The organism is Streptomyces sp. Q2, from assembly GCF_056820935.1.
Genome location: NZ_JBXEJE010000076.1, coordinates 1 through 24327, shown reverse-complemented (window position 1 = coordinate 24327; position 24327 = coordinate 1). Strand labels below are relative to the sequence as shown.

Genomic DNA, 24327 nt, shown 5'->3' with positions numbered 1-24327 from the left:
TACTGGTCGAGCAGCACGATCCGGTTCGCGAAAGAGGCCCACCGGGTCGAACAGCCGCCGGCCGTACGCCGTGCAGTCGGAACCCGCCACGCCGTGCGGCACCGGCTCGCCCCCGATCCTCCTACGACTCCGCCTGCAGCCCAGCCGCCTTCGCCGCCGTGCGCAGCACGTCCCGCAGCATCACGGGTGTGAGGCGGCCGGTGAAGGTGTTGCGCTGACTGACGTGGAAGCAGCCGAAGAGTTCGAGGCCGTCGAGCGACACGTGGGTGCCGTGGGCGAAGGGCGGCCGCGGTCGGGGCACCGGCCAGCCCGCCGCCGTGAACGCNACGTCCCGCAGCATCACGGGTGTGAGGCGGCCGGTGAAGGTGTTGCGCTGACTGACGTGGAAGCAGCCGAAGAGTTCGAGGCCGTCGAGCGACACGTGGGTGCCGTGGGCGAAGGGCGGCCGCGGTCGGGGCACCGGCCAGCCCGCCGCCGTGAACGCGGGCAGCGCGGCCTGCCAGCCGAAGGCGCCGAGGACGACCACGGCCCGCAGCGTCGGCCGCAGCAGGTTCAGCTCCTGCACGAGCCAGGGCCGGCAGGTGTCCCGCTCCTCGGGGGTGGGTTTGTTGGCGGGCGGGGCGCAGTGCACCGGCGAGGTGACGCGCACGCCGTGCAGTTCCAGGCCGTCGTCGGCCGAGACCGAGGTGGGCTGCGAGGCGAGCCCCACGTCGTGCAGGGCCGCGTACAGGACGTCCCCGGAGCGGTCGCCGGTGAACATCCGGCCCGTGCGGTTGCCGCCGTGCGCCGCCGGGGCGAGGCCGACGATCAGCAGTCGGGCGTCCGGCGGCCCGAAGCCGGGCACCGGCCGGCCCCAGTACGTCCAGTCGGCGAACGCGGCGCGCTTGGTGCGGGCCACCTCCTCGCGCCACTCGACCAGCCGCGGACAGGCCCGACAGCCCGCGATCCGCTCATCAAGGCCGACGAGACCGGCGTGACCGGAGAGCCCGCTGATGTCCATCCCTCCACCGTACGGAACGGTACTGAAACCGTGGGCAAGCCCTGCCCTCGGCAACCGCCCGAACCCCCTGCCCCCCTGTAGCGAGCCGGCCGGGAAAACCCGTCCGCCCCGCCCGGCACAGGGCACTAAAGTCGAGGACATGGCTGCTGAGCACACGGACGACGACAGGACGGGCCGGACGAACAAGGCCGACGGTTCCGCCGGGTCCGGCCGATCCGGCACAGGTGGACCCGACGCCGAAGGTACGGCCGGCCGGAAGCCCGGCCCGAGCGACGTGGACCCCAAGGGCACGGCTTCCGACGAGACGGATCCCAAGATCGCAGCGGCGGTGGCCGCCGCCGAGGCGGCCGGTCCGCAAAGCGGCGAGAGTGTGCGCCTCGACAGCTGGATCTGGTCGGTCCGGCTGGTCAAGACGCGTTCCATGGCGGCCACCGCCTGCCGGGGTGGGCACATCCGGGTGAACGGCGAGCGCGTGAAGCCCGCGTACTCCGTGAAAATCGGCGACGAGGTGCGTGTACGGCAGGAGGGCTGGGAGCGGGTCGTCGTGGTCAAGCGTCTGATCCGCAAGCGCGTGGGCGCCCCCGTGGCCACCCAGTGCTACGTCGACAACAGTCCTCCGCCCCCGCCCCGCCAGGCCATCGCCCCCGCCGGCATCCGCGACCGCGGCGCGGGCCGCCCGACCAAGCGCGACCGCCGTGAGCTGGAACGCCTGCGCGGACTGCCGGGAGGTCCCCCCGAGGACCACTGACCGCGGGAGGACCACTGACCGCACCGACACAGACCACTGACCGCACCGACAGGCCGGTGACGGCAGTGGCGCCCGGGGCGACCGACCCGGACACCACCACCGTCACCGGCGCGGCACGACGCACACCCTCACGCCTGTCGTCGCACCCGCAGCAGCCGCAGCAGTTGCTCGTTGTGACCACGCCGGGCCCAGGCGATGAGGGCGAGCGGCACGATCAGGATGAGCGGTGTCGCCGCGTTCTCCCCGTTGAAGTAGGTGAGCGTGACGACGAACGCCCCCACCATCAGCCCGCTCAGCGCCATGGCCGCCACCGACTGCAACACCGGGATCAACAGCGCTACCCCGCCGGCGAGTTCGAGGACGCCAATGGTGTACATCCCCGCGCTTCCCCACCCCATCTCGTCGAATCCCTCGACGGCCGAGGGGTGCGCGATCAGCTTGGGGAGCGCGCTCGCGATCACGTAGAAGAGCGCCAGGAACACCTGGAGGCCCCGCAGGGCGATCCGCGCACGGCGGCCGCGAGGGGTCGCGGACTCGGCGGCGACGGGATTCGACGCCCCGGCGGAGGCGGCAGCAGAGGTGGCGGCGGTGACGGGAACGGTGCTCTCGGACATCGGGGTCTCCTGTGTGAAGCGGTCCGTGGCGTTTTCACAGAGGTAGACCGGCTCCCGCCCCGGAACTCATCGCTCCCGCGCGACTTGTCTCCCTAGCCTTGGGCCGCTGGTACCGCCCGCACCCAGATCCCGTCCTCCGTCAGGTATGTGTCCACCCCGAGACCGGCCTGTGCCAGCGCATCCTCGAACTGCCTCTTCGTCAGCGGCCGTGCCAGGAACGTCTGGGTCCAGGTCGCGTCCGGGAACTCGTACTCCGCACGCACCGAGTTCACGCCGTCCCCGACCGGTTCCGAGGACACGATGCGCAGTGTGAAGCCGCTGGGGTCGAGCCGCTGGCGCGGCACGTTGGTGTGGTAGTCCTCGCCCTCGCGCTGGAGCAGCACGCAGCCGTCCTGCGCGACGTGCCGTGCGCAGGTGCGCAGCAGCGCCTGGCGCTCCTCGGGGTCGCCGGTGTGCACGAGGAACGACGCGAGCATCACCACGTCGAATCGCTCGTCCAGGTCGAGGTCCTCGATCGTGCTGCGTATCGTGCGTGCTCCGCGGACGCGCTCCAGCATCTCCGCGGACTCGTCGACCGCCGTGACCGTGAATCCCCGCTCCACCAGCGGATGGGTCATGCGCCCCACGCCGCAGCCCAGTTCCAGGATGCGCGCTCCCGTCGGCACGGCAGCGCTGATGACGTCCGGCGCGTCCCCCACCGGCAGTCGCGAGTAGAGCTCGACCGCACAGCCGTCCGGGGTGATGGCCCCTGGTCCCGTCCCCTGATGTCCCGCTCGCATTTTCAGCTCCATGCCCGTCCAACGGGCCGCGTCCGCACGCCCGTTCCCACCCGACATGGGTTCACCCGTTCGAGTTACAGCGGGATCCAGCCGTGGCCGATGTACCAGTGGCGCCCGGCCCGCAGATGGTCCCCCACCGCCCGCTCCAGCGAGGTACGCCGCGGCAGAGCGTCCACGTCCAGCTCCGGATCCCCGAACACGAACCGCACCGGCTCGCTGTCCGCCGGTTCCGTGTCCTCGCGGGCGACCCGGAAGCGTTCCTGGAACCGGACGATGCGGGAGTCGGCCGACAGGTACCGCTTCAACTGCGGGTCCAGCAGCCAGGAGTGACAGAGCGCGGCCCGGTACTTCTCCTCGGGGAAGTACCGGGCGAAGAACTCGCCGGCCAGCGCCAGCGAGCGATCGCAGGCGGCCGGTGACAGCGGGCCGAGGAAGTCGGGGATGTGGAGGTTCAGACAGGGCGTGCCGGGGGCCACGTCCAGCCCGGCCGCCGCGAGCGCCCGCCCGGTCCGCTCGCCGTGCCGCGCCCGCTCGAACTGCAGTCGGCCCAGCTGGTAGAGCTCGCCGCGGAAGTGGCGGGTGAGCCACCGCGAGTCCTGCACACCCGTGGTGCCGTGGCGCCTGCGGTGCATGGCCATGCTCCGCCCGAGGTCGGCGAGGGTGCGCCGGGAGACGTCGGCCGGGACACCTCGCTCGCGGTGGTAGGCACGGGTGTGCGGCAGCACCGCGACGAACACGTACACAGGGAAACACCGCTGCAGGGGGCCCGACGCCCAGTCGAGTTCGAGCAGGTCGACCGCGCCGTGGGCCTCGCCCATCCCTCGGACCAGTTCCTCGACCGACGCCTCCAGCAGTCGCAGCAGCTCCGGGTCGTCCGTGACCCGTCGGCGCATGCGGACGAGTTCGTTGACGTCTTCGTGCGGTACGGCGAGGTCCAGCAGCACCTCGGCCAGCTCATCGGCATCCGGAAGCACGCTGCCCCCTCGGGTCGGGCCCTGTGGTGAACGTCCGCCACGAAGAGTACGTTGCGAAGAGGAGTGGTGATCCGGATGCGTACTGGTAGTGAACCGACGACAGCGCGCAGTGCGCTGCGGTTCCGTTTCTGGCTGACCGCGTGGGGACTGGTGTGGGCCGTCTTCGGCACCGTCGCCTTCGCGCTCGCGGGGCGGCCCGGGTGGGCGATCGCCTGTGGCGTGCTGTGGCTGGTGATCACCGTCGACATGGCGATGATCCTCAGGCACATCCGACAGGGCCCGCACTACCAGCCGGGCCCCGACATCCCGCCCTACCGGCCGCCGGACGACCGCAGAACCTAGACCCGCCGCACGCCGCCGCCCCAGATCCGCAGCGCGCCGTCGACCTGGACCCGCCGCCGCCCTCAACCCCGCCGTCCGACCGTCGCCCCGGACGGCCGTCGGCCCTGGACCGCAACGCGGACCCGACCGCGGACGACCCCCGGCCCCGGGCCGCGGCCGTCACGACTCGAAGCGTGCCGCCTGAAGGTACTGCGGGTTCGGGTCCAGCGCCGCCGCCAGGCGGAAGTGCCGCCTGGCCTGGTCGGGACGGGCCAGGCGCTCGTAGGTCCGGGCGAGCGCGAAGTGCGCGAACGCGTTGTCCGGCTCACGCTCCAGGACGATGGTGAACTCCAGCTCGGCGGGCCGCAGTTGCGCGGCCGCGAAGAAGGCACGGGCACGCAGCAGCCGGGCGGCGGTGTTCTCCGGGTGCACGGCGATGACCGAGTCGAGCAGTTTCACCGCGCCCCGCGGGTCCCGCGCGGCGAGCAACTGCTCGGCGGCGCGGAAGTCGATGACGTGCGTCTCCGGAGTACGTCCGGTCGAACCGCTGGTCTCGGGCACGGCACAGTCCTTCCCTCACTCGAAGCGTTCAACGCCCGGACGGGGGCCGCTATTCCTGGGGCGGCTGGGGCTCGGCCCCGCGCGTGTGCGCTCTGCGCACGAGATCGGCCCATACGTTTTTCACGCGCCGCTCCAGATCGGGCAGCGGTACGTCGTTGTCGATGACGATGTCCGCGATCTCCAGGCGCTTCTCGCGCGTCGCCTGGGCGGCCATGCGCGCGCGTGCGTCCGCCTCGGTCATTCCGCGCAGCCTGACGAGCCGGTCGAGCTGGGTCTCGGGGGCGGCGTCGACGACGACCACGACGTCGTACAGCGGGGCGAGGCCGTTCTCCGTGAGGAGCGGGACGTCATGGACGACCACGGCGTCCTCGGCGGCGGCGGACTCGAGCTCGTGGGAGCGGGCGCCCACCAAGGGGTGCACGATCGCGTTCAGGACGGCGAGCTTCTCGGGGTCCGCGAAGACGATCGACCCCAGCTTGGGCCGGTCCAGGGCGCCGTCGGCGGTGAGCACCTCCTCGCCGAAGGCGTCGACGACCGCGGCGAGCCCGGACGTCCCCGGCGCGACGACCTCGCGCGCGATCCGGTCCGCGTCGACCAGCACGGCACCGCACGCGACGAGCTGCCGCGACACCTCACTCTTACCGGCACCGATGCCGCCGGTCAGGCCCACCTTCAGCATGAGCCGAAGCTTAGGGCCTGGCACCGACAACGCACCCGGCGGGAGCCAGGACGGGCCTCAGCCCTCGCCCTCCCGCTCCGCCAGGAAGCGTTCGAACTCGAGGCCGATCTCGTCCGCCGACGGGATGTCGGCCGGCTCGGCGAGCATGTTGCCTCGGGTCTCGGCTCCCGCGGCGGCGTCGTACTGATGCTCCAGGCCCTGGACGAGGGCGACGAGGTCCTCGTCGCCCTCCTGGATCTGGCGGTCGATCTCGGTCTGCGTGCGGTGGGCGTCCGTGCGCAGGGCGTGGGCGATGCCGGGCAGGACCAGCCCGGTCGCCGCCGTGATGGCCTCCAGAACGGTCAGCGCCGCGTCCGGGTAGGGGGAGCGGGCGATGTAGTGCGGCACGTGCGCGGCGACGCCCAGGACGTCGTGTCCGGCCTCCATGAGGCGATATTCGACCAGGGCCTCGGCGCTGCCGGGTACCTGTGCCTCGTCGAAGGGGCTGCGATGGCCCGGGACGAGGTCGTTGCGGTTGCCGTGCGGGGTGAGGCCCACCGGGCGGGTGTGCGGCACGCCCATGGGGATGCCGTGGAAGTTCACCGACAGGCGCACGCCGAGGCGCTCCACGATCTGCTGGACGGCCGCGGCGAAGCGTTCCCACTCCACGTCCGGCTCGGGGCCGGACAGCAGCAGGAAGGGCGCTCCGGTGGCGTCCTGGACGAGGCGCACCTCGATGGTGGGCTCCTCGTACTCGACCCAGCGGTCGCGCTTGAACGTCAGCAACGGGCGGCGGGCACGGTAGTCCACCAGCCGGTCGTGGTCGAAGCGGGCGACGACCTGGTGCGGCAGCGAGTCGAGGATCCGGTCGGCGATCTGGTCGCCGGTCTCACCCGCGTCGATGTATCCGTCGAAGTGGTAGAGCATGACAAGGCCGGCCGACTCCTGGGCGAGCGCCATGTCGACCACGGCGAGGCCCTTCGGCTCCCATGCGTACAAACCCTGCGGATCAAGCACTGTGACCGCTCCTCCTCGTGTTCGTACTGCACAACGCGGTGCAGAGCGTGGGCATTCCCGTCCACGCCCCTGATCAGGCACCTCTTACGGCCTTTTCCTGCACCGCTGCAGGTGTCACCGGGTTTGCGGTCCGGGATCCACGACGGCAGGACGTGCGCGTGGCGGGCCGTCAACTCACCTGCGGCGCCCGCTTGTTCGAGGCTTTGGTGAGCAACTCGCAGACGCAGCAAGGGCCACGCAGACGACACACCAAGGGCCCGCACCCCACGGGGGTACGGGCCCTTGGTTCAAGAGCTACTGCTCAGTGATCAGCTCTGGCCGCCGGCCAGCTTCTCACGCAGCGCGGCGAGCGCCTCGTCCGAGGCCAGCGCACCGGAGTTGTCCGGGCCCTCGGAGGAGTACGAACCGCCACCACCACCGCCGCCGCCACCGGACGCGGCCGGAGCGGCAGCTTCGCCACCCTCGGCAGCAGCGGCGGCGTCGGCCTCGCGGGACTTGATGACCTGAGCCTGGTGCTGCTCGAAGCGCGTCTGCGCCTCGGCGTACTGGTGCTCCCAGGCCTCGCGCTGGGTCTCGTAACCCTCGAGCCAGTCGTTGGTCTCGGGGTCGAAGCCCTCGGGGTAGATGTAGTTGCCCTGGTCGTCGTACGACGCGGCCATGCCGTACAGCGTCGGGTCGAACTCGACCGAGGCCGGGTCGGAACCGAAGGACTCGTTGGCCTGCTTCAGGGACAGCGAGATCCGGCGACGCTCGAGGTCGATGTCGATGACCTTGACGAAGATCTCGTCGTTGACCTGGACGACCTGCTCCGGGATCTCCACGTGGCGCTCGGCCAGCTCGGAGATGTGGACCAGACCCTCGATGCCCTCGTCCACGCGGACGAACGCACCGAACGGAACCAGCTTCGTGACCTTGCCGGGCACGACCTGACCGATCTGGTGGGTCCGGGCGAACTGCTGCCACGGGTCTTCCTGCGTCGCCTTCAGCGACAGGGAGACACGCTCGCGGTCCATGTCGACGTCGAGGACCTCGACGGTGACTTCCTGGCCGACCTCGACAACCTCGGAGGGGTGGTCGATGTGCTTCCAGGAGAGCTCCGAGACGTGCACCAGACCGTCGACGCCACCCAGGTCCACGAAGGCACCGAAGTTGACGATCGAGGAGACGACGCCGGAACGGACCTGGCCCTTCTGCAGGGTGGTGAGGAACGTCTGGCGAACCTCGGACTGGGTCTGCTCCAGCCAGGCACGGCGGGACAGGACCACGTTGTTGCGGTTCTTGTCCAGCTCAATGATCTTGGCCTCGAGCTCCTTGCCCACGTAGGGCTGGAGGTCGCGGACACGGCGCATCTCGACGAGGGAAGCCGGCAGGAAGCCACGGAGGCCGATGTCGAGGATGAGACCACCCTTGACGACCTCGATGACGGTACCGGTGACGATCCCGTCCTCTTCCTTGATCTTCTCGATGGTGCCCCAGGCACGTTCGTACTGGGCGCGCTTCTTCGAGAGGATCAGGCGGCCTTCCTTGTCCTCCTTCTGGAGAACAAGGGCCTCGATCTCGTCACCGACGGCGACGACCTCGTTCGGGTCGACGTCGTGCTTGATCGAGAGCTCGCGGCTCGGAATCACACCTTCGGTCTTGTAACCGATGTCGAGCAGGACCTCGTCCCGGTCGACCTTCACGATGACGCCGTCGACGATGTCGCCGTCGTTGAAGTACTTGATCGTCTCGTCGATCGCGGCGAGGAAAGCTTCCTCGTTACCGATGTCGTTGACCGCTACCTGCGGAGTGGTAGAGGTGGTCTCGGTGCTGCTCGTCATGTGGGAAAGGGCTCCGGTACGGACAGTGAGTCGTAGGTACTGCTTACGCCGGGAGCCTGTTTCGCTCTGAAGAAGCCGGACAGCCAAGGAAGCGCCTCACCAGGAACTGGTGATGGCGCCTCGACAACCGAGGGGACATGCAACAGATGCGAGCGCAGCCTGCTACGTCTGAGGAGCGCAGGCCCGCAGCGCAACTTGTAGCATACGGGGGCAGCCGGACAGGGTCAATGCGCGAAGGCGCACACCCGGGGCGGATCGCCGCATACCCGGCACAAAACCTGTCTCACGAGGCCACGCGGGCCCAATGAGGTCCCCTGCGTGACGTCCGCCGCGTCAGGTTGGACGGAAGAGGCCGCAGACTAGTACGAGGGAGCCGATCATCCAAGAGCCCGAGACGTCCGAGCCCGAGGCCACCCGCCGCACCGCCGGTGTCACGGAGAGTTCCCGAGCCAACCGGGGCTGGTGGGACCGCAACGCGGACGAGTACCAGATCGAACACGGCACGTTCCTCGGTGACGACCGCTTCGTGTGGAGTCCCGAGGGCCTGGACGAGGTGGAGGCCGAGCTGCTCGGCCCGCCCGAGGAGCTGAAGGGCAAGGACGTCCTGGAGATCGGCGCCGGCGCGGCCCAGTGCGCGCGGTGGCTGGCCGCGCAGGGCGCCCGCCCGATCGCCCTGGACCTCTCCCACCGCCAGCTCCAGCACGCGCTGCGCATCGGCGCGCCGTTCCCCCTCGTCTGCGCCGACGCGGGCGCGCTCCCCTTCGCGGACGGCTCCTTCGACCTGGCCTGCTCGGCGTACGGCGCGCTGCCCTTCGTCGCCGACCCGGTGCTGGTCCTGAAGGAGGTCCGCCGGGTGCTGCGGCCGGGCGGCCGCTTCGTGTTCTCGGTGACGCACCCGATCCGCTGGGCGTTCCCGGACGAGCCGGGCCCGGAGGGGCTGTCGGTCTCCGCCTCCTACTTCGACCGCACGCCGTACGTCGAGCAGGGCGACGACGGCAGCGCGGTGTACGTCGAGCACCATCGGACGATCGGCGACCGGGTGCGCGACGTGGTGGCCGGTGGATTCCGCCTGGTGGACCTGGTCGAGCCGGAGTGGCCGGCCTGGAACACCGCGGAGTGGGGCGGCTGGTCCCCGCTGCGGGGGAACCTGATCCCGGGTACGGCGATCTTCGTGTGCGAGCGGGACTGAGCAACTGCGAAGGGGACCGCATCAGAACCCCCGCGCGCGGGGGCCCCTCTCGCGGGCGTACGACACTGGGGGCGTGATCCGTTACGACGCTCTGGACGCCCTGCCCGTACGCGGTGCCCTGCCCGGTCTGAACGACGCCCTGGACGGGCACGGCACCGCCGTGCTCGTCGCGCCGCCCGGTACCGGCAAGACGACCCTCGTGCCGCTTGTCCTGGCAGGTCTGCTGGGCGAGGGGCCGGCGCGGCGGGTGGTCGTGGCCGAGCCGCGGCGGATCGCGGCGCGGGCGGCGGCCCGGCGGATGGCGTGGCTGCTGGGCGAGAAGGCCGGCGGGAGCGTCGGCTTCACCGTGCGCGGGGAGCGGGTCGTGGGGCGCCACGCGCGCGTGGAGGTCGTCACCACCGGTGTGCTGTTGCAGCGGTTGCAACGCGACCCGGAGCTGGCCGGAATCGACGTGGTGGTGCTCGACGAGTGCCACGAGCGGCATCTGGACGCGGACACGGTGGCGGCGTTCCTGTGGGACGTACGCGAGACACTGCGGCCGGAGCTGCGGCTGGTGGCCGCGTCCGCGACGACCGACGCGCAGGGCTGGGCGCGGCTGCTGGGCGGCGCGCCGGTCATCGAGGCGGCGGGGACGTCGTATCCGGTGGACGTGGTGTGGGCGCCGCCGGTACGTCCCGTACGGCCGCCGCACGGGATGCGCGTCGACCCCGCGCTGCTGACGCACGTGGCGTCGGTGGTGCGGCGGGCGCTGGCCGAGCGGGCGGGGGACGTGCTGTGTTTCCTGCCGGGGGTCGGCGAGATCGCACGGGTCGCCGGGCAGCTGGGCGATCTCGGCGGTGTGGACGTGCTGCAGGTGCACGGGCGGGCGCCCGCGGCCGTGCAGGACGCGGTGCTGGCTCCCGCGGGGCGGCGCAGAGTGGTGCTGGCGACCTCCGTGGCCGAGTCCTCCCTGACGGTTCCCGGGGTGCGGGTCGTCGTCGACTCCGGGCTCGCGCGGGAGCCGCGGGTCGACCACGCGCGCGGACTGAGCGCGCTGACGACGGTACGGGCCTCGCAGGCCGCGGGGCGGCAGCGGGCGGGGCGGGCCGGGCGTGAGGCGCCGGGCGCGGTGTACCGGTGCTGGGCACAGGCCGAGGACGCCCGTCTGCCGCGTTTCCCCTCGCCGGAGATCAAAGTGGCCGACCTGACGGCGTTCGCGTTGCAGACGGCCTGCTGGGGTGATCCGGACGCCGCCGGGCTGGCGCTGCTGGATCCGCCGCCGGGCGGGGCGATGGCGGCGGCGCGGTCGGTGTTGACGGCCGTGGGAGCGGTCGACTCCGCCGGCCGGGCCACGGAGCGAGGGGTGCGGCTGGCCCGGCTCGGCCTGCATCCCCGGCTGGGGCGGGCGCTGCTGGACTCGGCCGCAGTGGTGGGGGCGGAGCGGGCCGCCGAGGTGGTCGCGCTGTTGAGCGAGGAGCCGCCCCGGGAGTACGGGGACGACCTGGCGGCCGCGTTGCGGGCCGCGCGGCGCGGCGGTGACCCCTATGCCGGGCGGTGGCGTGCGGAGGTCCGGCGACTGCGGGCCGTCGCCACGGAGACGTCCCAGCCACCCACCCGTCACGACGGAGGTTCGCCGGCGACCGCCGGCGAGGACGCCCTCGTCGGGCTCGTCGCCGCTCTCGCCTTCCCCGAGCGGGTCGCCAGGGCCGACGGCGGTTCCTACCTCATGGTCTCCGGAACCCGTGCCGAGGTCGGCGACGCCAGCGGCCTGCGCGGTGCCTCCTGGATCGCCGTCGCCGTCGCCGACCGGCCCGTCGGCAAGGGGCACGCGCGCGTGCGGCTCGGGGCGGCGGTGGACGAGGGCGTCGCCCGGCTGGCGGCGGGGACGCTGGCGCAGACTCGGGACGAGGTCCACTGGGCCGACGGTGACGTCGTCGCACGGCGGGTGGAACGGCTGGGGGCCGTCGAGGTGGCGGTGCGCCCTCTCAAGAACGCCGACGCCGGTCTCGTACGGGAAGCCCTTCTCGAAGGGCTGCGTCAAGAGGGGTTCGGGTTGCTGCGGTGGTCGGCCGACGCCGTCGTACTGCGGCAGCGGCTCGCCTTCGTGCGCCTGCACCTCGGGGATCCGTGGCCCGACGTCCACGACGACGCGCTGCACGCGCGCGTGGACGAGTGGCTGGAGCCCGAGCTCGGGCGGGCGCGGCGGCGGGCCGATCTCGCGCGGATCGATGCCGGGCAGGGGCTCAACCGGCTGCTTCCCTGGGCCACGGGCGACGCCGGGCGGCTCGACGAGCTGGCGCCCGAGCGGATCGCCGTACCCAGCGGGTCGAGGATCAGGATCGACTACGGCAACCCGGAACAGCCCGTGCTCGCCGTGAAGTTGCAGGAGATGTTCGGCTTGCAGGAGTCACCGTCGGTGGCGGGGGTGCCCCTGCTCGTCCATCTCCTCTCCCCCGCGGGGCGGCCGGCCGCCGTCACCGCCGACCTCGCGTCGTTCTGGAAGGACGGCTACAAGGGCGTACGGGCGGAGCTGCGCGGCCGGTATCCGAAGCATCCGTGGCCGGAGGATCCGGCCGGCGCGGAGCCGACGCGGTACACCAACGCGCGGCTCAGGCGGTGACCGGTTCCGGCTTTGAGGCGTCCGTCGCGGCCGGGCCGGCCGGGCGGCGGCCGCGGGCCTCCAGGTAGAGGGACAGGGACAGCAGCGCGATGCCCAGCGCCAGGAAGCCCCAGGGCAGGTACGACGTCAGGAGCAGGATCGGCGTGCGGTTGGACTTGACCAGGTCGACGGTGTGCTCGATGTAGTCCTCGCGCATCTTCACGTGTCCGGCGAACGCCGTCACCTTCTCGCGGCCGCCGAGGAGGCTGCCGCCGCGCAGCTCCTCCCGGTGGATCTCCTCCCCGTAGACGGGGGCGCCGGTGAGGGGTTCGACCCAGAACTTGCGGACCGTGGTGTACCAGCGGGTGGTGCCGGTCTCGGCGACCGACTCGGGGGTGATGCCCGCGACGGGCAGGGTCTTGGGGAAGGGCACCTTGGTCCAGGGGATGGTCTGCTCGAAGTAGTAGACCTCGACGCCCCGGAAGTCCTGGGTGCCCTTGTAGTGGATGGGGGCCGTGATGCGCGCCTGCGCGTCGAAGTACTCGTAGTCCCGTTTCTCCGTCAGGAAGGGCCACTTGAACTCGATGCCCTCGCGTTTGACGGGGTCGCCGTCGACCGACTCGCCGGCGGCGTGGACGGGTTGCTGGGTGTGGGCGTCGAAGATGTAGCGCTCGGGGACCTTGGAGACCATCTTCCCGTCAGGCCCCTGGACGTAGGACAGGCCGTCCCAGACCACCACGTCCTTGCCCGCCGTCTTCTCGATCTTCTCGGATGCCTCCACGTTGCCCTTGAGGGTCTGGACGACGGTGACCTTGGGAACCTTCTTCGCCTTCATCGAGCCGTAGTCGAGGAGGGTGGCGTCCTTCGCCTCCAGGACCATGTCCTGGTACTGGTTCGCCGGGATCTTGGCCAGGCGCGGGAAGGCGTACCAGCGCAGCAGTGGGGACAGGGCCGCGAAGAACACGGCGAGGGCGAGCAGGACGAGACTGGACTTCCGGCGCATCTCGGTCTCCCTCGCGAGTCGTTACGGGTGGGCGGGCACCGTCGTCAACAGCGGCTTCGGGGACGTGTCGCCCGTCGGCGCGCCCATCGCCGTGATGGTGAGGACCAGGGCGAGCGCGACGGCGAGACCGGTCGCGGCGGCGATCAGGGCGCGCATGCCTGCCTCCGGAGCTGGAACTGATACATCGTCAGGTCCGGCACCGTAGCAACGGGCGGCCGAGATGAGAACACGTTGCACACACAACGACGACGCCCCTCCACCGGGAGGGGCGCCGCCGCCGTCGTACGAAGGTCTCCTGCGAAGGTCTCCTATGCGGAAGGGCTCGCCGACGGGCTCGGCGCGGACGTCTGTGCCGCCTCGACGGTCAACGGGACGTTGATCGCCGCGCCTCCCGCCGTGGTGATGCGGAGCATGTACGTGCCGGCGGTGTCGTCGGCGTACAGCTTCGGCAGCTTCAACAGGCCGTTCGCATCCGTCTGAAGGCCGGTCAGGGTACGCACGGTCTTGCCGTCCGCGTCCTTGAAATAGGGGCCCTTGTCGTTCTCGGACGGGTCCAGCGCCGACTTGATCAACGTGGCGGTGGCGGCCACCTTGTCCGCGACCTCGCCGTCGTACGTCGCCTTCACCTCGACCTGCTCGGCGAACTCGCCGCCCGGTACGCAGGTCAGCGCGGTGTCGCTGGTGCGGGTGAGGGTGTCGGCGGCACGCTCGGCGACGGTGGCGTCATAGTCGAGGCCGGTGATGGAGCGGCCCACGACGGTCACGCGGACCGTGAAGTCGCCCGTCTTCTCGCCCGCCTGCAAGGCGGGCGCCACAGCCACGCCGGTGCTGTTGGTGACGACCGTGGCGACGCTCTCGCCGCCGGCGAAGGTGGCGTCGGTGGCACCGACGATCGTGAACCGCACGCGGACCTTGGCGACGCCCGCGCCCGCCTTGGTCTCGGCCCGGGTGCTGACCTTCTCGGTGAACGCGTCGCCCGCCTGCGCGGTGAGCTTGGCGGTGCCCGCGTCCTCCAGGTGGTCCACCGTGTCGGTGGGAGTGGGGGGCGTGGACGGAGGCGTGGTGATCGGGGGTGTCGCCGGGGGCGGCGTCGGGCTCGGAGTGCCGGTTTGGGGCTTCTCCGGCCTGGGGCTGGGCTTGACCGAGGCCGGCGGCGACGGCCTGGGGGTCACCGTGTCGTTGTCGTCGCTGCGGTTGCCGGGCAGGCTGCCGGTGCCGTCCGGGATCTCGTGGCTGCCCTTGCGGTAGTACTCCAGCCACGACAGGACCGTGTTGAGGTAGTCCTGCGAGTGGTTGTAGCTGAGGATCGCGCTGTTGAGGTCGGCCTGGGTGGACAGGTCCCAGCCGAAGCGGCACAGGTAGTGGCCGGCCGCGAGCGCGGCGTCGTAGACGTTGTTGGGGTCCTTCTTGCCGTCGCCGTTGCCGTCGCGGCCCGCCCACTCCCAGGTGGAGGGGATGAACTGCATGGGGCCGACGGCCTGGTCGTACGCGCTGTTGCCGTCGTACGCCCCGTTGTCGGTGTCCTTGATGAGCGCGAAGCCGTTGCCGTCGAGTTGCGGGCCGAGGATCGGGGAGATCGTGGTGCCGTCCGCGGTGACGTTGCCGCCACGGGCCTGGCCCGACTCGACCTTGCCGATCGCGGCGAGAAGCTGCCAGGGCAGATTGCAGCCGGGCTTGGCCGACTGCAGTGCGGACGCGGCCTTCTTGTAGGCGTCGAGGACGGTCGCGGGAATGCCCGCCTCGGTCGGACCCTTGGACGCGGGCGTGCCGATGGTCGGAGAAGGGCTCGGGCTGTTCAGCGGTGGGAGGTCCGTGTAGTACGGGGAGTTGCCGGTCGCGCCGCCCGTGTCGGCGCTCACGTCGGCCGCGGTGTCGGCGCCGGTGGTGGCCGCTCTGCCGCGCTGGTCGTCGGCCGTCGCGCCCGGACCCTGCGAGGCGGACAGGGCCGCGACCGCGAGCGCGGCCACGGCGGTGGTTGCCGCACCCTTGCGCAGCCTCCTGCCGAATTGCGCCGCCATAAAGTGAACCCCTCCCGTGGACGCCCGAGCGCCCGTCTCTCCTCTGTCGTGCCGACTGCGCTCGACAGCGTTCGACCTGTTGTGACGATCGACCCGCCCCGAGGGTTGCCCCTCCACGGCGAGGTTCCTGTCCTGTTCGCCTGTTCGACCACTCTCCCCAGCCCGGCGGCCCAAGCGACCCTACGACAACTTCCTTTCCTCGGGCACCCGTTCGTGCCCGATTTTCACCGGTTGGCCATATGGGATCGTGACGTCATCGGACAATCGCCCTGATCTGTCAATCACCTTGAAGGAGCCCCGTTGCCGTTCACCCTCAGCCATGCGGCGGCCGTGCTGCCCGCCGTACGCACCGACGGAAGCGGCCGGGGCCGGCTGGTGCCCGCCGCACTCGTGGCGGGTTCCTTCGCGCCCGACATGACCTACTACGCGGCGAGTGTCGTGTCCGGGGCGATGGAGTTCGGCGAGTTCACGCACTCCTTCGCGGGCGTCTTCACGCTCGACGTGCTGGTGGCCTGGGCGTTGGTCGGGCTGTGGCTGCTGGTGCGCGAGCCGCTGGTGGCGCTGCTGCCGCCGGCCCGGCAGGGGCGGGTCGCGACGCTGTCGCGCTGCGGAGCACCACGCGCGCGCGTGCGGCCCGTCTCGGTGGCGTGGTGGTACGTGTCCGCCGCGCTCGGTGCCCTGACCCACGTCGTGTGGGACGCGTTCACGCACCTCGACCGGTGGGGGATGCGGATATTCCCCGTGCTCGGCGAGAAGGTGGCCGGCTCCCCTTTGTACTGGTACCTGCAGTACGGCGGTTCCGCGGTGGCCGCGGTCGTGATCGCCGTGTTCGTCGGCCACGCCCTGCGGCGGGCGCCCGCGGCCGAACCGGTGGGGGTTCCGGCGCTGTCGGTCCGGGACCGGTGGTGGGCCGGTGCCGTGATCGGCGGGTGCGCGGTGGTCGCGGCGGTGCAGCGGGCGACACGGTGGTGGGACTACTGGGGATCCACCGCGAAGCCCTGGGAGCTGATTCCGACGCTGTGCTTCGGAGCGGGCGCGGGCCTGATCCTGGGGATCGTGCTGTACGCCGCCGGGGTCAGGGTGTGGCGTCCGGCCCGCCGGTACGACGGTTCGGGGCTGGGCGAGGCAGAGCGGAGCGGTCAGGCCGCTCACTGACGGCGGTGAACACCGTGAACGTGGGCAGCTGGCGCGACCGCGGTAGCAGGGTGAGGGCCAGAGCCAGGTAACCGCGGCCCAGATCCGCCCACAGCCGCCAGACCGGTGCCTCGCGCTCCTGCCGTACGGCGATCCGCTCGCGGCGGACCAGTCGGCGCCGGGTGCCTGCGGCGGCGTGACGCACCGCTGTCGCGAGGCCGGCCGGGACGCGGGCGGTGCCGGCGCCCGTGGCCCGGCGCACAGGAGCCGCCAGGCCGCCGGGGACGGCGGCGCTCACCCGGCCCAGGACCGTCGGCAAATCGCCGGGGATGCGGGCGGTGCTTGCGGCTGCCGCCAAGGCCGGAACCGGTGGCGGGGGCAGTGCAGGCGGTGCCGTCTCGGCGTGCGCCCGTGCGTGGGCCGTCCGGCGGTGAAGCGTGCGTATACCCATGGCCGCATCCTTACGGCCCGGGGCACCCGGGGGCGTCTTCGCGGGGGCCACGCGAGTGACGGGTCCCTCCGGGGGTGGGGCGGGGTTGCGCGGGGGGTCGTGAGCTGGGGGGTGTGCGTGCTTGTGAGGATGCGCTGAGGATGAGCCGGGAGTGGGGGGCGCCGGGGTGTGCCGAACGCCAGGCCCCCGGCTTCACGGGTGGAGCGGCACGGCGGGGCACGCTGGTGAGGGGCGGCCGGGCGGCCCGGGGGGTGTGCGGGTGGAGTTCGGCGGGGTGTGCGGGGGGCCGAGCCCCGGGGGGTTCACGGGTGGGCCGGCGCGGTGGGGCGCGCGGGTGGACGGGCCGCCGAGGATCAGGGGAGAGCGGCGCGGTGGTCGCGCGGGGGCCGGACCCCTGAGGTTCACGGGTGGAGCGGCGCGGTGGTCGCGCGGGGGCCGGACCCCTGAGGTTCACGGGTGGAGCGGCGCGGCGGCCGCGCGAGGGCCGGACCCCGGAGGTCCACGGGTGGGCCTGCGCGGCAGGGCACGCGGATGCCGGGCCACCGAGGTCCAGGGTTGGAGCGGCGCGGAGGGCACACGGGCGCCGGGCCGCCGAGGATCAGGGTGGAGCAGCGCGGCGGCCGCGCGAGGGCCGGACCCCTGAGGTTCACGGGTGGAGCGGCGCGGCAGGGCACGCGGATGCCGGGCCAGCAGGGACAGCAGGGAGACCAGGATGATGCCGGGCCGCCGAGGATCAGGGGTGGGCCAGCGCGGCGGCCGCGCGAGGGCCGGGCCCCGGAGGTTCACGGGTGGAGCGGCGCGGCAGGGCACGCGGATGCCGGGCCAGCAGGGACAGCAGGGAGACCAGGATGATGCCGGGCCGCCGAGGATCAGGGGTGGGCCAGCGCGGCGGCCGCGCGAGGGCCGGGCCCCGGAGGTTCACGGGTGGAGCGGCGCGGCAGGGCACGCGGATGCCGGGCCAGCAGGGACAGCAGGGAGACCAGGATGATGCCGGGCCGCCGAGGATCAGGGGTGGGCCAGCGCGGCGGCCGCGCGAGGGCCGGGCCCCGGAGGTTCACGGGTGGAGCGGCGCGGCGGCCACGCGAGGGCCGGGCCGCGAGGTCCAGGGGTGGGCCGGCGCGGCAGGGCACGCAGGTGCCGGGTGGCCCCGGGGCGTCCGGGTGGGGTGCGGCCCGGAGTGCGGGTGCGGGGCTCTCCGGAGCAGGTCATGGGGACCGGCCCGGGCTGCGGCGGAGGACCCGTCCGTCGCAGGCCGGGCCACGAAGGAACCCTCCGACCGACCGCCGGAGGGTTCCGCCGCAGCCCAGGCGACGAACGAGCCCCCCGCCCGGCCGCCGGAGGCTCTCACCGCAGCCCGGGCCACCAACGAACCCTCCGACCGACCGCCGGAGGCTAGTGCGCTGCCGATTCCCAGTCCGGGCCGACGCCCACCGAGACGTCCAGGGGGGCTCGGAGGTGGACGGCGTTGGCCATTTCGTGGCGGACGAGTTCTTCGGTGGCCGCTCGCTCGCCGGGGGCGATTTCCAGGACGATTTCGTCGTGGACCTGGAGGAGCATGCGAGACTTGAGGTCCGCCTTCTCCAGCGCCTGGCCCACCTTCAGCATGGCGATCTTGACGATGTCCGCGGCGGTGCCCTGGATGGGGGCGTTGAGCGCCATGCGCTCGGCCGCCTCGCGGCGCTGGCGGTTGTCGCTGTTGAGGTCGGGGAGGTAACGGCGGCGGCCGAAGAGGGTCGCCGTGTAGCCCGTCGCCCTCGCCTCGTCCACGGCCCGGCGCAGATAGTCCCGTACGCCGCCGAAGCGCTCGAAGTACGCGTCCATGAGGGTGCGCGCCTCGGCCGCCTCGATGTTCAGCTGCTGGGAGAGGCCGAAGGCCGACAGGCCGTACGCCAGGCCGTACGACATCGCCTTGATCTTGCGCCGCATCTCGGCGTCCACCGCGGTGGGCTCCACGGCGAACACCTGCGCGGCGGCCGTCGTGTGCAGGTCCTCGCCGGAGGTGAACGCCTCGATCAGGCCCGCGTCCTCCGACAGGTGGGCCATCACGCGCAGTTCGATCTGGCTGTAGTCGGCCGTCATGAGCGACTCGAAGCCCTCGCCGACCACGAAGCCGCGGCGGATGGCCCTGCCCTCGTCCGTGCGGACCGGGATGTTCTGCAGGTTCGGGTCGGTCGAGGAGAGGCGGCCGGTCGCCGCCACCGTCTGGTTGAACGTCGTGTGGATACGGCCGTCCGTCGCGATCGCCTTGATGAGGCCCTCGACGGTGACGCGCAGCTTGGCCTGCTCGCGGTGCCGGAGCATGATCACCGGCAGTTCGTTGTCCGTCTGGGTGGCCAGCCACGCGAGGGCGTCGGCATCCGTGGTGTAGCCGGTCTTGGTCTTCTTCGTCTTGGGCAGGGCGAGTTCGCCGAAGAGGACCTCCTGGAGCTGCTTGGGCGAGCCCAGGTTGAACTCGTGCCCCGCCGCCGCGTGCGCCTCCTTCACGGCCTGCTGCACGGCGCCCGCGAACATCTGCTCCATGGCTTCCAGGTGGGTCCGGTCGGCCGCGATGCCGTGCCGCTCCATCCGGGCCAGCAGGGCCGAGGTGGGCAGCTCCACGTCACCCAGCAGGTCCACGGCGCCGACCTCCTGGAGGCGGTCGGCGAAGGCCTCGCCCAGGTCGAGGACCGCGCGGGCCTGGATCATCAGCGCCTCGGCCTCGGCGCCGTCGTCCGCGCCGAAGGCCAGCTGCCCGTCGGCCGCCGCGGCGGGGGCCAGCTCCCGGTGCAGGTACTCCATGGACAGCGCGTCCAGGTCGAAGGAGCGACGGCCCGGCTTGACCAGGTAGGCGGCGAGCGCGGTGTCCATGCGCACGCCCTCGACCGTCCAGCCGTGCTCGGCGAAGACGCGCATGACGCCCTTGGCGTTGTGGAGGATCTTCGGCTGGTCCGCGGCGGCGAGCCAGGTCGCGAAGGTGGTCTCGTCGGCCTCGTCCAACTGGGACGGGTCGAACCAGGCGGCCGCTCCGCCGGCCGCGGCGAGCGCGATCTCGGCGACCGAACCGGTGCCGAGCGCCCAGGTGTCGACCGTGGCCACACCGAGGACCCCGGTGCCGTGCTCCGCGAGCCAGCCGGCCAGCTCGCCCGTGGCCAGCACGGTGCCGTCCAGCTCCACGCCGCCCGTGACGACCGGTGTCGTCTCGGCTTCCTCGGCACCCGGGTCGACGGCGAGCAGCCGCTCACGCAGCGAGGGGTTCCTGATCTCCAGGGTGTCGAGGACCATGGCGAGGGCCTTGCGGTCGTACGGCGCGCGCTCCAGGTCGGTGACCGCCTTCGGCAGCTCGACGGTGCGCACCATCTCGGTCAGCCGCCGGTTGAGCTTGACGGCCTCCAGGTGCTCGCGGAGATTCTGCCCGGCCTTGCCCTTGACCTCGTCGACGCGCTCGACCAGGTCCGCGAACGACCCGAACTGGTTGATCCACTTCGCGGCGGTCTTCTCGCCGACGCCCGGGATGCCGGGCAGGTTGTCGGACGGGTCGCCGCGCAGGGCCGCGAAGTCGGGGTACTGCGCGGGCGTCAGGCCGTACTTCTCGACGACCTTCTCCGGGGTGAACCGGGTCAGCTCGGAAACGCCCTTGGTCGGGTACAGCACCGTGGTGTGCTCGCTGACCAGCTGGAAGGAGTCACGGTCGCCGGTGACGATCAGCACGTCGAAGCCCTCGGCCTCGGCCTGCGTGGCGAGGGTGGCGATGACGTCGTCCGCCTCGAAGCCGTCGACGGCGAAGCGGTGCGCGTGCATCGCGTCGAGCAGCTCGCCGATCAGCTCGACCTGCCCCTTGAACTCGTCCGGCGTCTTGGAGCGGTTCGCCTTGTACTCGGTGAACTCCTCGGAGCGCCAGGTCTTGCGAGACACGTCGAAGGCCACCGCGAAGTGCGTGGGCGCCTCGTCGCGCAGGGTGTTCGCCAGCATCGACGCGAAGCCGTAGATCGCGTTCGTCGGCTGGCCCGTCGCGGTCGTGAAGTTCTCCGCGGGCAGCGCGAAGAACGCGCGGTAGGCCAGTGAGTGCCCGTCCATGAGCATCAGGCGGGGCCGGTCGCCGCCGGAGGTGTGTGCGGTCGTCTTCGATGCTGTTTCTGCCACGCCCCCGATCCTGCCACGAGCCACTGACACTCAGACCCGCCCGCCGCCCGACGGCCACTCCCGAGCGGCGCCCACCACGGCCACTGCCCCCGCCCCCGCCCCCGCCTGGACACGATCGTTGTCACCGGCGCGTGCGAGGATCGGAGAGGTACTTCACATGCGAAGGAGAGCGCGCGATGGCAACGAAGCCGCCCAAGGCAGATCCGGTTCAGGACGCGCCACAGGTCGCCGAGCCGAAGCACGCGGCCGCGGGGATCCCGGCCATCGGGCACACCCTGCGCATCGCGCAGCAGCAGATGGGCGTGAAGCGCACCGCCCTGACCCTCCTGCGCGTCAACCAGAAGGACGGCTTCGACTGCCCGGGCTGCGCCTGGCCGGAGCCGGAGCACCGGCACGCGGCGGAGTTCTGCGAGAACGGCGCGAAGGCGGTCGCCGAGGAGGCCACCCTGCGCCGGGTCACCCCGGAGTTCTTCGCCGCGCACCCCGTCGCCGACCTCGCGACCAGGAGCGGCTACTGGCTGGGCCAGCAGGGCCGGCTGACCCACCCCATGTACCTGCCCGAAGGGGGAACGCACTACGAGCCGGTGACCTGGGAGCGCGCCTTCGACATCGTCGCCGAGGAGATCACCGCCCTCGCCTCCCCCGACGAGGCCCTTTTCTACACCTCCGGGCGCACCAGCAACGAGGCCGCTTTCCTCTACCAGCTCTTCGCCCGCGAGCTCGGCACGAACAACCTGCCGGACTGCTCCAACATGTGCCACGAGTCGTCCGGTTCGGCCCTGACGGAGACCATCGGCGTCGGCAAGGGCAGCGTCCTGCTCGAAGACCTCTACAAGGCCGACCTGATCGTCGTCGCCGGCCAGAACCCCGGCACCAACCACCCGCGCATGCTCTCCGCCCTGGAGAAGGCCAAGGCCAACGGCGCGAAGATCATCAGCGTCAACCCGCTGCCCGAGGCCGGCCTGGAGCGCTTCAAGAACCCGCAGACCCCCCAGGGCATGCTCAAGGGCGCCGCGCTCACGGACCTGTTCCTGCAGATCCGTATCGGCGGCGACCAGGCCCTCTTCCGCCTCCTGAACAAGCTCATCCTCGACACGCAGGGCGCGGTCGACGAGGAGTTCGTCCGCGAACACACCCACGGATACGAGGAGTTCGCGGCCGAGGCCCGGTCCGCCGACTGGGACGAGACACTCACCGCCACCGGCCTCACCCGCGCGGACATCGACGAAGCCCTGCGCATGATCCTCGCCTCGAAGCGCACCATCGTGTGCTGGGCGATGGGCCTCACCCAGCACAAGCACTCCGTGCCCACCATCCGTGAGGTCGTCAACTTCCTCCTCCTGCGCGGCAACATCGGCCGCCCAGGCGCGGGCGTGTGCCCGGTGCGCGGCCACTCGAACGTGCAGGGCGACCGCACCATGGGCATCTTCGAACGCCCCTCGCCCGCCTTCCTGGACGCCCTGGAAAAGGAGTTCGGCTTCGCGCCGCCCCGGCACCACGGCTACGACGTCGTACGCGCCATCCGCGCGATGCGCGACGACAAGGCGAAGGTCTTCTTCGCCATGGGCGGCAACTTCGTCTCGGCCTCCCCCGACACCGACGTCACGGAGGCGGCCATGCGACGCGCACGCCTGACCGTGCACGTCTCGACGAAACTGAACCGCTCACACGCCGTCACGGGCGCGCGTGCCCTCATCCTCCCCACCCTCGGCCGCACCGAGCGCGACCTCCAGGGCGGCGGTGAACAGTTCGTCACCGTCGAGGACTCCATGGGCATGGTGCACGCCTCCCGCGGCCGCCTGGAGCCCGCGAGCACCCACCTGCTGTCCGAACCGGCGATCGTGTGCCGCCTCGCCCGCCGCGTCCTCGGCGACAACAGCAAGGTTCCGTGGGAGGAGTTCGAGAAGGACTACGCCACCGTCCGCGACCGCATCGCCCGCGTCATCCCCGGCTTCGAGGACTTCAACGCGCGCGTGGCAGACCCCAGCGGCTTCGCCCTCCCCCACGCCCCGCGCGACGAGCGCCGCTTCCCCACGGCCACCGGCAAGGCCAACTTCACCGCCGCGCCCGTCGAGTACCCGAGGCTGCCCGAGGGCCGCCTCCTCCTGCAGACCCTGCGCTCGCACGACCAGTACAACACCACGATCTACGGCCTCGACGACCGCTACCGGGGCATCAAGAACGGCCGCCGCGTCGTCCTCGTCAACCCCGAGGACGCCCGCACACTCGGCGTCACCGACGGCTCGTACGTCGACCTCGTCAGCGAGTGGAAGGACGGAACCGAACGGCGCGCGCCCGGATTCCGGGTCGTGCACTACCCGACGGCACGGGGCTGTGCGGCCGCCTACTACCCCGAGACCAACGTCCTCGTCCCACTCGACGCCACCGCAGACACCAGCAACACCCCGGCCAGCAAGTCCGTCGTCGTCCGTCTGGAACAATCGGCAACCGACTGAGCGTTTGCTCAGCGACGAGACAGCCGTACCGATCACCACGAACGGAGCCGGGCGCCATGGGCGAGCAGCAGCACGTGAAGTTCCCGCAGGAGGTCATCGACGAGTACGCCTCACTCGGGGTGGACCTTCTCGCGCTGTTCTCCGCGGGACACCTCGGCACGCGGATGGGCGTACAGATCGTGGAGGCGTCGGCGCAGCGGGTCGTCGGAACGATGCCGGTCGAGGGGAACACCCAGCCGTACGGGCTGCTGCACGGAGGCGCGTCCGCCGTACTCGCCGAAACGCTCGGCTCCGTCGGAGCGATGCTGCACGGGGGCAGCTCGAAGATCGCGGTCGGCGTCGACCTCAACTGCACGCACCACCGCGGAGCACGGTCGGGACTGGTCACCGGGGTCGCCACGCCCGTGCACCAGGGGCGGACCACGGCGACGTACGAAATCGTCATCAGCGACGAGACCGGGCGACGCGTGTGCACCGCACGCCTGACCTGCCTCCTGCGGGACGCGTCACCGGCCGACGAGGCCACCATGCGCGCCGCCGGATGACCCTGCGGGCCGGCTGACGCCACCGGGCCACTCCGGCCCCCCGCCACCCTTCCCCGCACCCGGCGCCGCTGCGTGCACCCCCCGAGGGCTCCGCCCCCGGACCCCCGGCCCAGGCCCACCCACCACCCGACTCGATGGGTCGAAGGGCCGGCCTCGCCCCGAGGGCTCCGCCCCCGGACCCCCGACCCAGGCCCACCCGCCACCCGACTCGGCCGGTCGAGAGGTGATCCTCGCCCGGCCGTCACCGGCGTCGCCAAGGTAGGCGCTCCCGCACCCGCGTACGGCGGCAAGGGGACGTGTCGGGGGGTGTCCGCCCGCAGCGGTTGGCGCGTCAACGCCGGC

The 24327-nt window shown here is 71.9% G+C and carries 21 protein-coding genes; 7 read left to right on the top strand and 14 right to left on the bottom strand.

Annotated features, from left to right (window positions below; genetic code table 11):
- Positions 1-121: 121 nt before the first annotated feature.
- Positions 122-1000, bottom strand: coding sequence for a uracil-DNA glycosylase (locus ACWBNA_RS45830; RefSeq protein ID WP_482710542.1), 879 nt, complete (start codon positions 998-1000; stop codon positions 122-124).
- A gap of 139 nt (positions 1001-1139) precedes the next feature.
- Here ACWBNA_RS45830 and ACWBNA_RS45825 point away from each other — a divergent pair, with 139 nt between their 5' ends.
- On the top strand, positions 1140-1748 hold the full coding sequence (locus tag ACWBNA_RS45825) for an RNA-binding S4 domain-containing protein (RefSeq protein WP_482710541.1): 609 nt from the start codon (positions 1140-1142) through the stop codon (positions 1746-1748).
- 128 nt (positions 1749-1876) lie between these two features.
- Here the strand turns inward: ACWBNA_RS45825 and ACWBNA_RS45820 are convergent, their stop codons facing one another.
- The 3 genes from ACWBNA_RS45820 to ACWBNA_RS45810 all read right to left on the bottom strand — a co-directional run bounded on the left by ACWBNA_RS45820 (position 1877) and on the right by ACWBNA_RS45810 (position 4115).
- Positions 1877-2362 carry a DoxX family protein gene (locus ACWBNA_RS45820; RefSeq protein WP_482710540.1) on the bottom strand — a complete coding sequence of 162 codons (486 nt, stop codon included), beginning with the start codon at positions 2360-2362 and terminating at the stop codon, positions 1877-1879.
- A 92-nt stretch (positions 2363-2454) separates the two neighbouring features.
- Positions 2455-3141 (bottom strand): class I SAM-dependent methyltransferase, encoded by a 687-nt coding sequence (locus ACWBNA_RS45815; RefSeq protein ID WP_482710539.1) that lies wholly within the window; start codon positions 3139-3141, stop codon positions 2455-2457.
- A 74-nt stretch (positions 3142-3215) separates the two neighbouring features.
- Positions 3216-4115 (bottom strand): acyltransferase domain-containing protein, encoded by a 900-nt coding sequence (locus tag ACWBNA_RS45810; RefSeq protein WP_482710538.1) that lies wholly within the window; start codon positions 4113-4115, stop codon positions 3216-3218.
- 75 nt (positions 4116-4190) lie between these two features.
- Between ACWBNA_RS45810 and ACWBNA_RS45805 the strand changes: the two genes are divergently transcribed.
- Positions 4191-4457, top strand: a complete 267-nt coding sequence (locus tag ACWBNA_RS45805) for a DUF6343 family protein (RefSeq protein ID WP_482710537.1) — start codon at positions 4191-4193, stop codon at positions 4455-4457.
- 159 nt (positions 4458-4616) lie between these two features.
- Here the strand turns inward: ACWBNA_RS45805 and ACWBNA_RS45800 are convergent, their stop codons facing one another.
- From ACWBNA_RS45800 to rpsA, 4 genes are all read right to left on the bottom strand, one after another.
- Entirely contained in the window at positions 4617-4997 is a 381-nt protein-coding gene (locus tag ACWBNA_RS45800; protein WP_217235630.1) for a tetratricopeptide repeat protein, read from the bottom strand.
- Positions 4998-5046: 49 nt separating this feature from the next.
- On the bottom strand, positions 5047-5676 hold the full coding sequence (gene coaE / locus ACWBNA_RS45795; protein WP_482710536.1) for a dephospho-CoA kinase: 630 nt from the start codon (positions 5674-5676) through the stop codon (positions 5047-5049).
- Positions 5677-5733: 57 nt separating this feature from the next.
- The gene (locus tag ACWBNA_RS45790) at positions 5734-6672 is read right to left on the bottom strand and encodes a PAC2 family protein (RefSeq protein ID WP_482710535.1); all 939 of its coding nucleotides are present in this window, start codon (positions 6670-6672) and stop codon (positions 5734-5736) included.
- Positions 6673-6980: 308 nt separating this feature from the next.
- Positions 6981-8492 (bottom strand): 30S ribosomal protein S1, encoded by a 1512-nt coding sequence (rpsA, locus tag ACWBNA_RS45785; RefSeq protein ID WP_217235627.1) that lies wholly within the window; start codon positions 8490-8492, stop codon positions 6981-6983.
- 376 nt (positions 8493-8868) lie between these two features.
- On the opposite strand from rpsA, the gene ACWBNA_RS45780 reads away from it, so the two are divergent.
- A complete protein-coding gene (locus ACWBNA_RS45780; RefSeq protein ID WP_482710549.1) occupies positions 8869-9681 on the top strand; it encodes a class I SAM-dependent methyltransferase in 813 nt (270 codons plus the stop codon).
- 73 nt (positions 9682-9754) lie between these two features.
- On the top strand, positions 9755-12280 hold the full coding sequence (hrpB, locus tag ACWBNA_RS45775; protein WP_482710534.1) for an ATP-dependent helicase HrpB: 2526 nt from the start codon (positions 9755-9757) through the stop codon (positions 12278-12280).
- Here hrpB and pgfA read toward each other — a convergent pair.
- From pgfA to ACWBNA_RS45760, 3 genes are all read right to left on the bottom strand, one after another.
- Positions 12270-13262, bottom strand: coding sequence for a cell envelope lipid trafficking protein PgfA (gene pgfA, locus ACWBNA_RS45770; protein WP_482710533.1), 993 nt, complete (start codon positions 13260-13262; stop codon positions 12270-12272). The genes hrpB and pgfA overlap by 11 nt on opposite strands.
- A gap of 21 nt (positions 13263-13283) precedes the next feature.
- A complete protein-coding gene (locus ACWBNA_RS45765) occupies positions 13284-13418 on the bottom strand; it encodes an SPW_0924 family protein (protein WP_383860588.1) in 135 nt (44 codons plus the stop codon).
- 152 nt (positions 13419-13570) lie between these two features.
- Positions 13571-15280 carry a lytic transglycosylase domain-containing protein gene (locus tag ACWBNA_RS45760; protein WP_482710532.1) on the bottom strand — a complete coding sequence of 570 codons (1710 nt, stop codon included), beginning with the start codon at positions 15278-15280 and terminating at the stop codon, positions 13571-13573.
- Between the two features lie 300 nt (positions 15281-15580).
- On the opposite strand from ACWBNA_RS45760, the gene ACWBNA_RS45755 reads away from it, so the two are divergent.
- Entirely contained in the window at positions 15581-16435 is an 855-nt protein-coding gene (locus ACWBNA_RS45755; RefSeq protein WP_482710531.1) for a DUF4184 family protein, read from the top strand.
- On the opposite strand, the gene ACWBNA_RS45750 is transcribed toward ACWBNA_RS45755, so the two are convergent.
- From ACWBNA_RS45750 to polA, 3 genes are all read right to left on the bottom strand, one after another.
- The gene (locus ACWBNA_RS45750) at positions 16356-16865 is read right to left on the bottom strand and encodes a hypothetical protein (protein WP_482710530.1); all 510 of its coding nucleotides are present in this window, start codon (positions 16863-16865) and stop codon (positions 16356-16358) included. The genes ACWBNA_RS45755 and ACWBNA_RS45750 overlap by 80 nt on opposite strands.
- A 733-nt stretch (positions 16866-17598) precedes the next feature.
- A complete protein-coding gene (locus ACWBNA_RS45745) occupies positions 17599-17787 on the bottom strand; it encodes a hypothetical protein (RefSeq protein ID WP_482710529.1) in 189 nt (62 codons plus the stop codon).
- A 470-nt stretch (positions 17788-18257) separates the two neighbouring features.
- Positions 18258-20984: a DNA polymerase I gene (gene polA, locus ACWBNA_RS45740; RefSeq protein ID WP_482710528.1), complete on the bottom strand. Its 2727-nt coding sequence runs from the start codon at positions 20982-20984 to the stop codon at positions 18258-18260.
- A 176-nt stretch (positions 20985-21160) separates the two neighbouring features.
- Between polA and ACWBNA_RS45735 the strand changes: the two genes are divergently transcribed.
- Complete coding sequence (locus tag ACWBNA_RS45735) at positions 21161-23440, top strand: FdhF/YdeP family oxidoreductase (protein ID WP_482710527.1); 2280 nt, start codon at positions 21161-21163, stop codon at positions 23438-23440.
- A gap of 56 nt (positions 23441-23496) precedes the next feature.
- Positions 23497-23985: a PaaI family thioesterase gene (locus tag ACWBNA_RS45730; protein ID WP_482710526.1), complete on the top strand. Its 489-nt coding sequence runs from the start codon at positions 23497-23499 to the stop codon at positions 23983-23985.
- The last annotated feature ends 342 nt before the right edge of the window (positions 23986-24327 follow it).

Excerpts from the sequence above, each read along its gene's own strand:
- ACWBNA_RS45825 (WP_482710541.1), top strand. The coding sequence starts at position 1,140 with ATGGCTGCTGAGCACACGGACGACGACAGGACGGGCCGGACGAACAAG.
- ACWBNA_RS45820 (WP_482710540.1), bottom strand. The coding sequence starts at position 2,362 with ATGTCCGAGAGCACCGTTCCCGTCACCGCCGCCACCTCTGCTGCCGCC.
- ACWBNA_RS45815 (WP_482710539.1), bottom strand. The coding sequence starts at position 3,141 with ATGCGAGCGGGACATCAGGGGACGGGACCAGGGGCCATCACCCCGGAC.
- ACWBNA_RS45805 (WP_482710537.1), top strand. The coding sequence starts at position 4,191 with ATGCGTACTGGTAGTGAACCGACGACAGCGCGCAGTGCGCTGCGGTTC.
- coaE (WP_482710536.1), bottom strand. The coding sequence starts at position 5,676 with ATGCTGAAGGTGGGCCTGACCGGCGGCATCGGTGCCGGTAAGAGTGAG.
- rpsA (WP_217235627.1), bottom strand. The coding sequence starts at position 8,492 with ATGACGAGCAGCACCGAGACCACCTCTACCACTCCGCAGGTAGCGGTC.
- pgfA (WP_482710533.1), bottom strand. The coding sequence starts at position 13,262 with ATGCGCCGGAAGTCCAGTCTCGTCCTGCTCGCCCTCGCCGTGTTCTTC.
- ACWBNA_RS45765 (WP_383860588.1), bottom strand. The coding sequence starts at position 13,418 with ATGCGCGCCCTGATCGCCGCCGCGACCGGTCTCGCCGTCGCGCTCGCC.
- ACWBNA_RS45760 (WP_482710532.1), bottom strand. The coding sequence starts at position 15,280 with ATGGCGGCGCAATTCGGCAGGAGGCTGCGCAAGGGTGCGGCAACCACC.
- ACWBNA_RS45750 (WP_482710530.1), bottom strand. The coding sequence starts at position 16,865 with ATGGGTATACGCACGCTTCACCGCCGGACGGCCCACGCACGGGCGCAC.
- ACWBNA_RS45735 (WP_482710527.1), top strand. The coding sequence starts at position 21,161 with ATGGCAACGAAGCCGCCCAAGGCAGATCCGGTTCAGGACGCGCCACAG.
- ACWBNA_RS45730 (WP_482710526.1), top strand. The coding sequence starts at position 23,497 with ATGGGCGAGCAGCAGCACGTGAAGTTCCCGCAGGAGGTCATCGACGAG.